This window comes from Streptococcus sp. 29896 (assembly GCF_032594915.1).
Lineage (GTDB): Bacteria > Bacillota > Bacilli > Lactobacillales > Streptococcaceae > Streptococcus > Streptococcus suivaginalis.
Genome location: NZ_CP118733.1, coordinates 1,794,058 through 1,808,646, shown reverse-complemented (window position 1 = coordinate 1,808,646; position 14,589 = coordinate 1,794,058). Strand labels below are relative to the sequence as shown.

The 14,589-nt window shown below is 46.3% G+C and carries 7 protein-coding genes and 1 pseudogene; all 8 read left to right on the top strand.

Annotated elements, in window-relative coordinates; genetic code table 11:
• Positions 1-27 precede the first annotated feature (27 nt).
• The 8 genes and pseudogenes from PXH68_RS08245 to PXH68_RS08210 all read left to right on the top strand — a co-directional run bounded on the left by PXH68_RS08245 (position 28) and on the right by PXH68_RS08210 (position 14,550).
• A complete protein-coding gene (locus PXH68_RS08245; RefSeq protein ID WP_248028252.1) occupies positions 28-771 on the top strand; it encodes a hypothetical protein in 744 nt (247 codons plus the stop codon).
• 28 nt (positions 772-799) lie between these two features.
• Positions 800-910 (top strand): annotated as a pseudogene (locus PXH68_RS08240) (nuclear transport factor 2 family protein); the annotation flags it as partial.
• 82 nt (positions 911-992) lie between these two features.
• Entirely contained in the window at positions 993-1,502 is a 510-nt protein-coding gene (locus PXH68_RS08235) for a hypothetical protein (RefSeq protein WP_248028253.1), read from the top strand.
• A 141-nt stretch (positions 1,503-1,643) separates the two neighbouring features.
• The gene (locus tag PXH68_RS08230; protein WP_024378860.1) at positions 1,644-1,862 is read left to right on the top strand and encodes a helix-turn-helix transcriptional regulator; all 219 of its coding nucleotides are present in this window, start codon (positions 1,644-1,646) and stop codon (positions 1,860-1,862) included.
• Positions 1,843-2,316 (top strand): DUF6773 family protein, encoded by a 474-nt coding sequence (locus PXH68_RS08225; RefSeq protein ID WP_248028254.1) that lies wholly within the window; start codon positions 1,843-1,845, stop codon positions 2,314-2,316. The genes PXH68_RS08230 and PXH68_RS08225 overlap by 20 nt, the downstream gene beginning before the upstream one ends.
• A 219-nt stretch (positions 2,317-2,535) precedes the next feature.
• Positions 2,536-3,813 carry a uracil-xanthine permease family protein gene (locus PXH68_RS08220; protein ID WP_248028255.1) on the top strand — a complete coding sequence of 426 codons (1,278 nt, stop codon included), beginning with the start codon at positions 2,536-2,538 and terminating at the stop codon, positions 3,811-3,813.
• A 206-nt stretch (positions 3,814-4,019) separates the two neighbouring features.
• On the top strand, positions 4,020-4,289 hold the full coding sequence (gene rpsO, locus PXH68_RS08215) for a 30S ribosomal protein S15 (RefSeq protein ID WP_002938849.1): 270 nt from the start codon (positions 4,020-4,022) through the stop codon (positions 4,287-4,289).
• A gap of 565 nt (positions 4,290-4,854) precedes the next feature.
• Entirely contained in the window at positions 4,855-14,550 is a 9,696-nt protein-coding gene (locus tag PXH68_RS08210; protein WP_248028256.1) for a beta-N-acetylglucosaminidase domain-containing protein, read from the top strand.
• Positions 14,551-14,589 lie beyond the last annotated feature (39 nt).

The window sequence follows — 14,589 nt, the reverse complement described above, 5'->3', positions numbered from 1 at the left end:
ATAAAAAGTACAGATAAAGGAGAGGGTATGAGGCTACTTTATAAAATAGAACGAAGAAAAAGTACCAAGTATGAAAGTTTCCAAAATGAATATTACCAAAACGGAAATATAGTTGAAAGATATACAACTACTTGGACAAAAATTCCTGGTCGTCTTGAAAGAGACGAAACAAGAACGAAGGAAATACGAAGTTTAAGTGGTTCATGGGAGATTGATGACCCTCGTTTGCCACAATGGCTCAAAAAGTATATCGTTGTTGATTCGGATTCAGAATTACCTACTGAAGAATACATTGCGAAACTCAAAGAAAAAGGATTTCGAGTTTATTTGTGGGGTGATGGTCACCTAATCGTTTTTAAAAATCGAATGGTCAAAATTTTGCTTGAAGTTGTTTGGATGGATATAGTTCCGCTTATTAAGCTCTACTATGGTAAGAAAAATACTACTGGAAGACTATTGACTACTTTTGAGAATGATTGGTTAGCTCAAAAAGTTACTTATCAGCAACTCTTAGACAGGGAAGAAGAAATAAATCAGGAAAAGAAACAGAATGTATATGATAACGCTTATCAAAGATTCTATGATATGGACTATGATAGTGAGGCGTCAACAAGTCAACTCATCAAACTGTTGAAGAAGCTTGTCTCAATATCCAAAAAGAGCGATAAAGAATTTTATAACAATCTACTCGAACAAGTTCAACAAACGGACCCGAGTCACGAGAGTTTTGCAACCTTTATGGCTACTATTTTCAAGCATAGGTCGCAATAAGCTATTACTGAATAATATTGTCTAAGACTACGCCCACTTTGACATCTTCCGCCTCAAAGACAGGTTCATTGTCGAGCACTGGGACAACAAGGAAGTCATGCCAGATAAAAAAGACTTGACCAATTTAGGGAAGTTTTAAGAAGGGAATTTTCTCTTCTTTTTTCTTGACTTGTTTAGCTTCTCGGTTGATAATAGAAAAAAACAGATTGGAGTAGTTGTTCATGTTCAAATACCTTCGAGCTCTTCCCTTGCTTGTTGTAGCAGGTGCTGTTGTATATCTTTCGATTTGGATGTGGATTGATAATGGGGACTGGACCTACATCATTGCCAGAGTGTCTGGTATGACTGAAAAACATGCTAACAATCTGGCGCTTATTGCTATCGCCATTCAGTCCCTCTTTTTTACGTCCGATTGGTTTTATAGTCGTATCCGTTCCTTTCTAAATCGTCGTTTGGAAAAAGCCAGAGGGCTCAATCGGCAGATTTATCTGGGCTACAAGGCTGGAGTTGAATTCCTGATGGCTCTGCCCAAACGGACCATCTTGTTTAGCTTTTACCTGCTCTTGACTATTTTGGAAAACCTAGGTGTGATTGATAGTGCCAAAGACTATGCGGTGGTCATTGTGTTTATTATTGCCGTGGACCGTGTGACTAAAATATGGCCAGACGAAAAGCGGAGGATGATTGAGTTTAGTCAGAAGATTAAGAAACGGATTAAGAGTGTGGGATAAGTCAAGATTAAATATTTTAAGAAGGCAAGGCTGCCTTCTTTTTTGTTAAAAAAACCAAACAAAATGTAATATATATATTGCAAAATAGAAAATATAGTGTATAATATAACTATAAAAATACTAAAGGAAGATGGCTATGATATGAAGAACATACGGCTTAAGCTGGCTCGTGTAGAAAAAGACATGACCCAAGGGGACTTGGCGGAGGCTATCGGAGTGACCCGCCAGACAATCGGTCTGATTGAGGCGGGGAAATACAATCCCAGTCTTAGTCTCTGTCTATCGATTTGCCACTGTTTAGGGAAAAGTTTAGATCAATTATTTTGGGAGGAACCAACTAATGAAAAAAATTGTGACTGATGAGCGTGTTCGACAAGAAGAAAACCAAGTCTTTGCCTGGGTAGGCAGGACTATGAATTTTCTTTTGCCTCTCTCATTTCTCATCAAGCGCCTTGTCTTAAAATGGTCGTTTGATACCTATGTTTTTGAACTGCTTGCCATGTTGGTAGTTTCGGTCTATCTCTTTTACGGTTACTGGAAGAAGGGGATAGATATGGAACGGGGGCCTGCTTGGAAAGGTTACCTTTATCTAGGAGGGATAATTGGTGGCACAACAATTGTAATAGCTTGGACCAATTACCAGACCTATGGTCATCATTATACTGGTATTTGGGATGGACATTTTTGGGCAGTCGTTTTAATATTCTTTATTTCTATGACCTGTCTTGTTCTGTTATTGCTGAACATAGTATCTTGGGTAAATACCTACCGTCAGAAGCAGGTGGAAAAAGAGTTGGAAGAAGAGCTTGGATAGACAATTGAGTTCGCCTTTCCTGCTCTGCCATTTTCCTAAAAAATAAAAATTTACAAAATTCCTTGCAAAAAACTTCCTCTTTATGCTACAATACCAAAAGCGTAGGTTTTTAAACTCATCCCGTGAGGTGAGAAAGACAACAGGAAAATCAATTAAGGGCCTATGACTATGTATATTTAGAAAGTCTGGGTCTTTTTGCGTACCCAGAATGGGAGATTTATGAGTACAAAAGCCAATCTTTTGTTTGATGTCCATGAGAAACCAGCACCCTTGCAAGGGATTTTGTTGAGTTTCCAGCACGTGTTCGCTATGTTCGGAGCGACAATCTTGGTGCCCTTGATTCTCGGTATGCCAGTTTCGGTTGCCCTCTTCGCATCAGGTGTCGGGACTTTGATTTACCAAGTAGCGACACAGTTTAAGGTGCCGGTTTACCTGGGCTCTTCCTTCGCCTACATCTCAGCTATGGCCCTCGCCATTAAGGAAATGGGCGGCGATGTGTCAGCTGCGCAGACAGGTATTCTCTTTGTCGGCTTGATTTATGTCTTGATTGCTGCACTTGTTAAAGTTATCGGCACCAAGTGGATTGACAGTCTCTTGCCACCAGTTGTTATCGGACCTATGATTATCGTTATCGGTCTGGGTCTCGCCAACTCTGCCGTGACTTCGGCAGGCTTCGTTGCAGACGGCGACTGGAAAAACGTCGTCGTGGCGATTGCAACCTTCTTGATTGCGGCTTTTGTCAATACCAAAGGGAAAGGCTTCGCCAAGATTGTTCCTTTCTTGATTGCCATCGTCGGTGGTTATGTGATTGCCATCTTCCTTGGACTAGTTGATTTCAAACCTGTTTTGGAAGCTGCTTGGTTTGAATTGCCAGGTTTCTACCTACCATTTGAAACAGGTGCTTTCAAATCTTACAATTTCTACTTTGGTCCGGAAATGATTGCCATCTTGCCAATCGCAGTGGTGACCATCGCAGAGCATATTGGAGACCACACGGTTCTAAGCCAAATCTGTGGCCGCCAGTTCTTGAAGGATCCAGGTCTCAGCCGTACCTTGATTGGTGACGGTGTGGCGACTGCCGTATCAGCCTTTATCGGTGGACCTGCTAACACGACTTACGGTGAAAACACAGGGGTTATCGGTATGACCCGCATCGCATCAGTGTCCGTTATCCGTAACGCAGCCTTGATTGCCATTGCCTTCTCATTCTTGGGTAAATTTACAGCCCTTATCTCAACCATTCCAAGTGCCGTTCTTGGTGGTATGTCTATCTTGCTCTACGGTGTTATCGCCTCAAACGGTTTGAAAGTCTTGATTGAAAGCCGTGTTGATTTCGGTCAAGTCCGCAACCTGATTATTGCAAGTTCGATGCTAGTATTGGGCCTCGGTGGTGCAGTGCTTAACATCGGTGCCATCACCCTTTCAGGTACAGCCCTCTCAGCCATTGTTGGCATCGTCCTCAACCTCATCTTGCCAAAGGCAGAAAAGGCTGAGTAAGTAAATTTGAAAGAATAGCAGAAAGTCAGCTCCGGCTGGCTTTTTTTGAAAATAGCAGAGCAGCTCAGCTATTTCTCAAATCAGTTGACAAAAGAGCCATTCCTTGATAGAATAAATGAGGTCCAAAAGGACAAATCTAGCCTTTTCTTGGTTGCAGGTCGCCAACCTGTCACTCGGATTTGGCTCAAAAATAAAGGAGAACGATTATGGCAATCTCAAAAGAGAAAAAAAATGAAATCATGGCACAATATGCTCGTCATGAAGGCGACACAGGTTCAGTTGAAGTTCAAGTAGCAGTACTTACTTGGGAAATCAACCACCTTAACGACCACATCAAACAACACAAAAAAGACCACGCAACTTACCGTGGTTTGATGAAAAAAATCGGTCGCCGTCGTAACTTGTTGGCATACCTACGCCGCACAGACGTAAACCGTTACCGTGAATTGATTCACTCACTCGGACTCCGTCGTTAATCAAGATGTGAGAGCGTCAAGAAAGTCCAGCAAAAATAGGAATTCATCGCAGTGTGCTTTAGCACACAAGCTGAATTATCTTTTTTGCCAGACTTTTAGCTCGAACTCAATTCAGAAAGAGCCTGTTTTCAGGCTTTTTTTGTTTTCCCGTTCTTTTCCGAGTTTTTAGGCTGTGTTCGACTGCTCAAGATGTGAGAGCGTTAAGAAAGTCCAGCAAAAATAGGAATTCATCGCAGTGCGCCTTAGCACACAAGCAGCCTGTTTGTTCCATTATCCTCTTTGAGGAACGACCTTTAGAAGTCTCTTCCCAGACTTCTAAAGTTTGCCAGACTTTTAGTTCGCTCCAACAGTCTGGGGATAGACTGTTGGAGGTTGGAAATGAAGCGAACGCAGTTCGTGTCAACAATTCAGAAAGAACCTGTTTTCAGGTTCTTTTTTTTTGTTTTCTATTACGCTTGGTTTTGAAAATATCAATATATTGAAATACAAGAAAAAAAGAGGTATAATATGCTTGATACAAGTTTACAAGCGCTTACATAAGCGAAAAATAGTAAAGGAGGACTAGATGAAACGTAGTTCAAAAGACTTGTTTGACAAGCGATACAGCTACTCAATTCGGAGGCTAAGTGTTGGTACAGCTTCTGTTGTTGTGGGTTGTATGTTGTTCGGCAGTCAGATGGTTCAGGCCAATACAGTAGAGGCGAGTGATCCATCCTTAGAATTGGTGACCGATGAGACAGAAGAATTGCCGGTCATTCCAGAGGAAGAAGCTGTGGAAGAAACACCTGCAGTTCTTTCCGAAGGGGGAGAGGTGGGGCAAGATGATGGCTCAGAGTCTGTGACAGAGCTTGAAGCACTTGAAGCAGTGGCTGCAGAGCCGATGTTGGCACCTGCAGCGGACCTTCCTCAAGCGAATGAGAGTGAGGGTGGTGAGACTCGAGAAGCAACAGCTCAATCCCAAGATCAGGTTGTGGCGCCAGCTAGCTGGACGACCATCCACCATTATAACCAGGTGGACCAACAGGTCAATTTCGATCAAGCCTGGAAATTTAGCTTGGGGGAGACTGCTGGTGCATCTGCCAAGCAGTTTGATGATTCAAGCTGGCAGGTTTTGGATTTGCCACACGACTTTAGTTTGATTCAGGACTATACCCAATCGGGTGAGGCTGAGAGTGGCTACAAGCCAGGCGGAACTGGCTGGTACCGCAAGGCATTTACCGTATCAGAAGAGGTTGCGGCAGGTCGTGTTGAATTGCAGTTTGATGGTGCTTATATGGAGACCGAGGTCTTCATTAACGGGACTTCCTTAGGAGTGCATCCAAATGGATACAGTCCATTTACCTTTGATTTGACAGGCCATGTCCGGGCAAATGAAGAAAATATCATTGCAGTTAAGGTTGTTAACCCTGTTCCAAGTTCCCGTTGGTATTCAGGAAGCGGAATCTACCGTTCTGTCCATCTCAATATGACACCTAAGGTTCATTTGGCGGAGTACGGAGTGGTTGTGACCAGTCCCAACCTCAAGGAGTCGAAGACTGGTCAAGGTACAGCTAGTCGGGTAGAAGTTGTGACCGCATTAGAAAATGCTGGTAGTCAGTCTGCGGCTGTTACAGTGAGAACAAGCCTCTTTGAGCGGTTGGCAGATGGCAAGGTCGGAACAAAGGTAGCTGAGAAAACCAGCAGTTTGACGACTATTTCTAGCCAAACCAGTAGCAAGATTCGCACGGAGTTTGATATTAACAACCTCAAACTTTGGTCTGTCAGCAACCCACATCTTTATATCGTACGGACGGAAATTCTTGATGGTGCAACAGTAGTACAGAGTCGGGATCAGGAGACAGGTTTCCGTTATATTGAATTCGACAATGTTTCTGGCTTTAAGTTAAATGGTGAGAAGCTCAAGTTACAAGGGGTTTCCATGCACCATGACCAGGGCGGTTTAGGAGCTCGTGCCTATTACGATGCCATTGAACGCCAGTTTGAAATTCTCAAAGGGATGGGTGTCAATGCGGTTCGGGTGACCCATAACCCAGCCGCTCGTGCCATGAAAGACATTGCCAATCGAATGGGCATGCTCTTGATTGATGAGGCATTTGATACTTGGGAACGGCCGAAAAACTCCAACGTTAATGACTATTCTCGATTCTTCAATCGTACAATTGGCACAACAGCAGAAAACCTAGTCGGTGCCCGTGCCCAGGACCAGCAATGGTCGGAATTCCATGTGAAACAGATGGTCAAGAGCGGTATCAACGATCCGTCCATCATCATGTGGTCAACAGGAAACGAAGTGCTTGAAGGAATTAGCGGTAGTGCTAGCAATTATGTATCGGTCATCAATCGTCTGATTGGCTGGATCAATGAAGTTGACCCAACCCGTCCGGCTACTATCGGTGACAACAAACTCAAACATGGGGATCGGATCGCGGTTGGTATGGGTAATGCCTTAAACGATGCGACGGTGCGTGGTATTGTCGGTTACAACTATGCCGATGGTAGCAAGTACGACGAAAGCAAAGCCAACCATCCTAACTGGATTATCTATGGTTCAGAAACGGCTTCATCTGTCAATAGCCGTGGGGTCTACAATATCAAAGGCAATGCCAGTCGTTCAGACAAGCAGCGGACAGCCTATGACCAGAGCCATGTTAACTGGGGGCACACAGCTAGTCAGGCCTGGTATGATGTTATCACACGGGATTTTGTAGCCGGTGAGTTTGTATGGACTGGTTTTGACTACCTTGGAGAACCAACTCCGTGGAATGGAGTTGGTCCAGGTACCCAACATGGTTGGCCAGCGCCAAAGAGCTCTTATTTTGGTATTGTCGATACGGCGGGCTTCCCTAAAGATTCCTATTATTTCTACCGGAGCCAATGGAAACAAGACGACACGACGCTCCATGTCCTTCCTGCTTGGAATGACGCAGTTTTACAGAAAGATAGCAACAACCGTGTTGAAGTCGTCGTCTATTCCAATGCAGCCAAGGTGCAGTTGGTTCACATTGCCGCAGATGGAACGCAGCGTGATTTAGGAACCAAGGAATTCACAGAAGTTACGACAGATGCTGGTTACAAGTACAAAATTTACAACGGTGCAGACAAGAGTAGCACCCCTCATAAGAATCTCTATCTGACCTGGCAGGTTGACTACCAGCCAGGCACCATCAAGGCCATTGCCTATGATGCTCAGGGAAATGTGATTGAACAGACTGTCGGTAGCAGTCAGCATTCAACCTTTGGTGCAGCCAGCAAGCTCCTTGCCAAGGTTGCCAAGGTGGATCAAGCTGTGACAGACCATTCTCTAGCTTATATCGAGATTGATGTTGTTGATGCCAATAACAATCTCGTTGTCAATGCTGCCAACCCTGTATCCATTTCTGTCAGCGGACCAGCTAAGTTGGTAGCCATGGATAACGGAAATGCTATGGACCATCAAAGTTATCAGGCAGATAACCGCAAGGCATTTGCCGGTAAGGTCTTGGCTATTGTCCAGATGACGGGTGCTAGCGGTACAGTTTCTGTGACCGCGAGTGCAGATGGGTTGACTGCTTCAACGGTTGAATTTGCAGTGACAGGTCAGGCAGACCAAGCGGCAAACAAGGCTAAGGAATACAAATTATCTAAAAATATTTATATCAAACGTGGAGCAGAAGTGAATCTGCCAACCAGCGTGACAGTTCGCTTCCAAGATGGTAGCGAGGCCGAGAAGGCTGTCAGTTTTGATAAGGCTGCTATTCGAGAAAAATTGGCAACAGAAGACACGGTGACAGCTCGTGCTCGTGTTGCAGACCTGGATTTGGATGTATCCTTGCTGATTTCTGTCATCGATCAGGTTGCGGCAATTAAAAATGTAGCCACCGCGGTTGAAATCGGGTCACCTCTGGTTTTACCACAAATGGTCGAAGCCTTTTTGGCAGACGGTACCTTGCTCTCATCGCAATTCCCAGTGACTTGGACCCAACCAAGTGACGACCAGTTGCGAACAGAAGGGGTCATCGAGGTGCGTGGGGTTGCAAATGTTTTGGGTGATCAACTTCCAGTAATTGCTAAGGTGCGTGTGGGCAACCGTGCGGTCACTATCGGGGGCAACGTTGCACCAAAAGCAACCCGTATCGAGCAGGATATCCCGCAAAATCTTCAGTCGGATACCCTGATGGCTATTGTTGACGGTGGTTTGCAGGCTTCTGCCAACAACGATGGTGGAGCAAACGAAACCATCTGGTCCAATTACGATGCCGCCCAAGCAGACCGCAAAACAGCGACGCTTAGCTTTGTATACGATACTGCGCAAAACATCGCAGAAGTGTCCATCTACTACCACCGAGACAACTGGTCTCTTCGTCAGCCTAAGTCAGTAACCTTCTCTTATCAGACAAGTTCTAGCGCAGAAGCGACAGTTGCCGCTCATCGCGTGACAGAGACAAAACCAGTCAACGGCTTGACCAAGGTAACCTATCGCTTGGATCGGCCAGTTTCAGCTGAAATCTTTAAGGTGACAGTTGAAAATTCTGACGAGGTTCTATCTGGTCGCAAACCGTCTGTCGGTATTGTTGAGCTGGAATTGAAGACGGCCCTTGAGGCATTTGTCAAGTCGAGTGATGCTAGTATCAATGAGATTCAAATCGGCAACCAAGTCCTCCGCGGTGCCTCCATCACCAACAACATGACAGTATCAGGTCGTGGGGATATCACAGCTCGTAACAGTGCCAATAATGTCGGAGTGACCGTTCTGCGAACAGCTGATAATACGGTGAAAATCGTTACCTCATCTGAGGACGGTAGCCAGTCAGAAACCTATACTCTGACCTTTGTTCCAGATAGTCCGACAACAGAAGGCCGCAACTATATAGAGCGGTCGGAGATGACCCTTACTGCGGGTTCTGTGGAAAATAGAGCCAGCGAAGCAGTGGACAATGCCAAAGACTTTAACTTGAACAGCCACTGGCACTCTGCCTGGTCAGGAACAGATATCAGCAACCTCTGGTTAACAGTTGATACAGGCCGAGTTCGCCAGCTCAATGGTCTGGCTTACCGCCACCGTCAGGATGGAAGTCCAAACGGCAAGGTCGCTAGCTATGACATTTTAGTGAGTACAGACAACCGTACTTGGACATCTGTGAAAACAGGTAGCTTTGATGAGAATAATCGTGATTGGCAGGAGGTAAGTTTTGATCCAACTAGCGCTCGTTACATCAAGTTACAGGCTGTCAATACCTTGGGAGATGGTGGCCGTCCAAATCGCTTCATGTCTGTCAGTGAGATCCGTGTCAGCGAATACTTGGGTCAAGTAGAAGCAGTTGCTCTGACAAGTGACCATGTCCGCCTAGCAAGTCAAGAATATGCCTATACAGGTCAAGCCTTGACACCGAAGCCGACAGTTAGAGTCAACGGGGTTGACCTGGTTGAAAATCAAGACTACCATCTCGATTATAGTGACAATATCGGCCAAGTAGGCACAAGCAGTCGGGCAAGTATCCGAGTGACCGGTTTGGGCCGCTATACTGGAGTTGTCTCCCTTAACTTTACGATTCGAGCAGGTCAGGCAGAAACAGTCTCTGATGGAACGATTGAGACTGCGGATCGGTTCGATGCGACTCGCCCAGCTAGTGCAGAAGTGATTGCGGTGGCCTTGGCAAGCGAGGACTATCTCAATAAGAACTATCAAGTCTTTCCTACCCCTCAAACTGTGACCTATGGCAATGGACTGGTAGCCCTAAATGGCCGTGTCAACCTGGTCATTGGTCAAGGAGTGGATATTTATACCCGTAACCGTCTCAAAGATACCTTGCAGGCCCACCAGATTTCGTATGCAACCAGCACAAGTGCGGTGGAAGGTGCAACCAATATCTACATTGGTATTCATGGTCAGGCTGGTTTTGCCCAAAGCCATCAGGCTAATGCAGGACGTACTGCCCAGCTCTTTGATAAGATTGATGCCTACCGTTTGGTGGTCAAAGACAATGCTATTTCAGTCATTGGTAAGGACACAGATGCAGTCTTCTTTGGTTTGACAACCTTGAAGCACATGCTCAATGACAGTCCGGCTCCAGTTCTGCGTGAAGTAGATGTAGAAGACTTTGCAGACATTAAAAACCGTGGCTTCATCGAAGGCTATTATGGCAACCCTTGGAGTACAGCTGACCGCATGGAATTGATGCGCTACGGTGGTGACCTCAAGCTGACCCAGTATTTCTTTGCACCAAAAGATGATGAATACCACAACAGCCGCTGGCGTGAACTCTATCCAGAAGACAAGCTAGAAGAAATTCGTCAGATGGCGCGTGTGGGGAATCAAAACAAGACCCGCTATGTCTGGACCCTCCATCCATTCATGCATAATAGCGTACGCTTTGGTGACGACAACCACTATCGTGAAGATCTTGAAGTTATCAAGCGGAAATTTACCCAATTGATGGGCGTTGGTGTGAGAGAATTCGGTATCCTGGCAGACGATGCCCGTCATCCAGCAGGCGGATTTGCAAGCTACAACCGTCTCATGGCGGATCTGACCCAATGGCTGGAAAGCCAGCAGGCTCAGTATACTGGTTTGCGCAAGGAGATGATCTTTGTACCGCACGAATACTGGGGAGACGGGGATGAGGCAGAATTGCGTTCGCTCAATGAAAATCTTCCTGAAAGTGCTAGCCTGACAGTGACAGGTGGCCGTATCTGGGGACAAGTGTCCAACCAGTTCCTGACAACCTTGAGCACCAATTTGAGTCAGGGAGGCAAGACCTATCGTCCTGTTCAACTCTGGATCAACTGGCCATGTACAGATAACTCCAAAGAGCACTTGATTCTTGGTGGCGGTGAAAAATTCCTGCAGCCAAATGTTGATGCCAGCCTAATTGGTGGTATCATGCTCAACCCAATGCAGCAATCAGAGCCATCTAAGATCGCTCTCTTCTCTGCTGCTGAATACACATGGAATATCTGGGAGTCAGAAGAAGCTGCCAAACGTGTCAATGACATTGCCTTCAACTTTGTTGAAACAGGCCGCTTTACCGATTCGGAGACCTCCCTTGCCTTTAGAGAACTGGGCAAACACATGATCAACCAAAATATGGATGGCCGTGTGGTGAAATTGGAAGAATCCCTTGAATTGGCACCGAAACTGACTGCCTTTCGTACCAAGTTGGAAGCGGGAGAGGATCTGACAGAAGACCGTCGCCAATTACGGGCGGAATTTGCTAAATTGAAGGCCGCAGCCCAACTCTATAAGGAGTCTGGCAATGAGTTGATGCGCAATCAGATTCATTACTGGCTAGACAATACCATTGACCAGATGGATGCCCTAGAATCCCTTTTGACAGCGACCGAGTTTATCGGAAGTGACCAGGCAGACCAGCTTTGGAACCACTATAACCGCGGTCTTGGTCTCTATGAACAGTCCAAAGGCTATACCTTCTGGTATGTGAACCATTATGAAAAAGCAGAGCTGGGCGTGCAGCATATCCGACCATTTATCTTGCACCTCTTGGAATTCCTTGCAGGTCAAGTCGAGTCAGAGCTCTATCCAGACCGCATCAATAGCCGCTTGATCACCAATCGCTCAGGAGCAGAAGGAAGTGTAGCCAATATCCTAGACGGTGACCTATCGACTCAACTCCTCTTCAAGAATCCAAACACCATTTCGACAGGTGACTATGTTGGTTTGGAATTCAACAAGACCATCGATTTGGACAGCTTGACCTTTGCCATGGGAGCTGTCAGCAACCTGCGTGACACCTTCTCAGCCGCAGCTATCCAATACCAGACAGAAGACGGAGAATGGCTGCCAATCCCAGGTCATACTTACACAGGTAGTGAAGCTCTCATAACCTTCTCTAACTTGGGCCTGAAGGCCAAAGCGGTGCGGATGATTGCGACAAGCGATAAGGCCAATACTTGGTTTGGTATTCGTGATATTGCTGTCAACAAGCCATTAGAAGCGAGTCGCCAGACAAGTGTGGCCATTACCCACAGTACTAATTTGGTTTACAAGGGGCAAACCAGTGAAGCCCAAATCAAAGATGGCAATGATGCGACAGAAGCAATGTTTGCTAATGCTGATACTGCTGGTTCTCAACGAGATACCACACCTGCCGAAGCTTGGGTACAGCTCGACCTAGGCCAAGTGAAACCAATCAGCAAGGTTCGTTTGGCACAGGGAACAGGGGACAAACTTAACAAAGGTGTCTTGGAATACTCTGTCAACGGAACCGACTGGACCAATCTTACTTCCCTTTCTGGCGAGCAGCTGAAAGAAGTCAGTCAAGAATTTGAAGCCCAATACATCCGTGTGCGCAATACGGAAAACCTGCCAAAATGGTGGCGTATCAAGGACTTCTCAGTAGAGACCAATGAAGGACGCAGAGATATGGTTGAAACAAGTATCGCCAGTCTGGAAAATAGTCCAGTCTTTGAGACACTTGGTTCCTACCGTCTACCATTGCCTGCAACTACTCAGCTAGCGCCAGGCGACTTTGTTGGTATCAAGTTAGACCGCCTCCATGAGTTGGAATCCTTGCAAGCAACAGGTAGTCAATTGGATTTGGTTTATTCACCAAACGCAGTTGAATGGTACCAGCTTGACCAGTTGTCCGAGCAACCTTTGGCTCGCTATATCCGACTGATAAACAAGGGGCAGACCAGTCAAAATCTTGGTAGTTCAGAATTGTTGGTTGAAACTAAGGAAATCCATCCAGATAAGTTGAAATCAACTACCTTAGGCATTAACCAAGTCTATGGCAACAATGATGTTCGTCGGATTAAGAACCTAGGTCAACTCTTTGATGGAGTCTACAATAACTTTGTCGAATTCGCAGATGTTCCACGCCAGGGGGGTGAAATTGTCCTAGAACTAGGTGTGCAACGACCAATCCGTAAGATCCGTGCCTATATCCAAGATGGCACCAAGAACTACCTCCGTGATGGCAAGATTCAGGTCAGCCAAAACGGCCAGGATTGGGTAGATATTGTGACAGTTGGAGATGGTCAGGCCAATGCTTCGAGGGATGATTCTCTGGGAGACGGTTGGACACATGATTCTAACCTGCCAGGCAACCGTTATATCGAAGGTAGCCTGGAAACACCTGTCAATGCTAAGTACCTCCGCATTTATTTCACCGCCAACTACGATTACCGCTTCGTAGGCTTCACAGAAATGGTCATCAATGATAGTGAATTTGTCAAAACCATCAATGATCCAACTGTGACAGGAGATGGTGGTGAAGCAGCCGAGAACCTCTACACCAACTTAGTGGACCGCAAGGTACTCAGCTCCTACAAACCGGCTAAGGATCAGGGGCACCTCGTCTACCACCTATCTGAAAAGACAGGGGTCAACCATGTGAAGCTGATTTCTAGTCTTCCGGCAGGATCCAGTGTCCAGTTACGAGCTCGTGTGATTCGCCAAGGCCAAGATGCTGGTCCTGAATGGGTTGAGTTGGGGGCAGTAACCAATAGTCTTCAAACCTTTGTCCTGGGACAAGATGTAGCTCACTTGCTGGATCTTGACCTGTCATGGACTGGTGGACGTCCAGAGTTCTATGAGTTATCTACTTATCATGCGGAAATTGATCAAGAAACTCCAATTGAAGATCAACCAACAACAGGCGGTGAGACCAGCCAGCCAGATCAACCAACAACAGGCGGCGAGACAAGCCAGCCAGATCAACCAACAACAGGCGGCGAGACAAGTCAGCCAGACCAGCCAACGCCAGGCGGTGAGACCAGCCAGCCAGATCAACCAACAACAGGCGGCGAGACAAGTCAGCCAGATCAGCCAACGCCAGGCAGTGAGACAAGTCAGCCAGGTTCAGATGAGTGGGTATGGACTGTGAAGCCAGAAAGTGGCCTCCTATCTCTGACTCATGAAAAACCACGCCTGGATATTCTCGAAAGAGAACGTGGCTATGGTCGTCAAGTGCTTGACAATCCTGACTTGCCAGTCGGAGTGACCCGCCTGGTACAGGCAGGAAAAGCAGGCAGAGAGCGTGTCTTTGTTCAGGTAGTCACTGAGAATGGGGTTGTTCTTTCCCAGCGCATTGTCCATACCATGGTACTGGAAGAAGCACAGGATGAAATCCTAGAAGTTGGTAGAAAACCGCTAGCCCCACAAGCTGCTAGCCAATCAGCTACCGTTCAAGAAACCAAAGCAGCTGTTTCCCAAGCTCAGTTGCCAGAAACAGGCAGTCAAGACCAGTCCTATCTCCTTACAGGGCTCAGTGTACTTGCGACACTTGGCTTGGTTGCGCGTGCAAAACGCAGAGAAGAATAAGGGGATAGCCCCAAATCTCTTCCCGAAGCAAGAAGATCA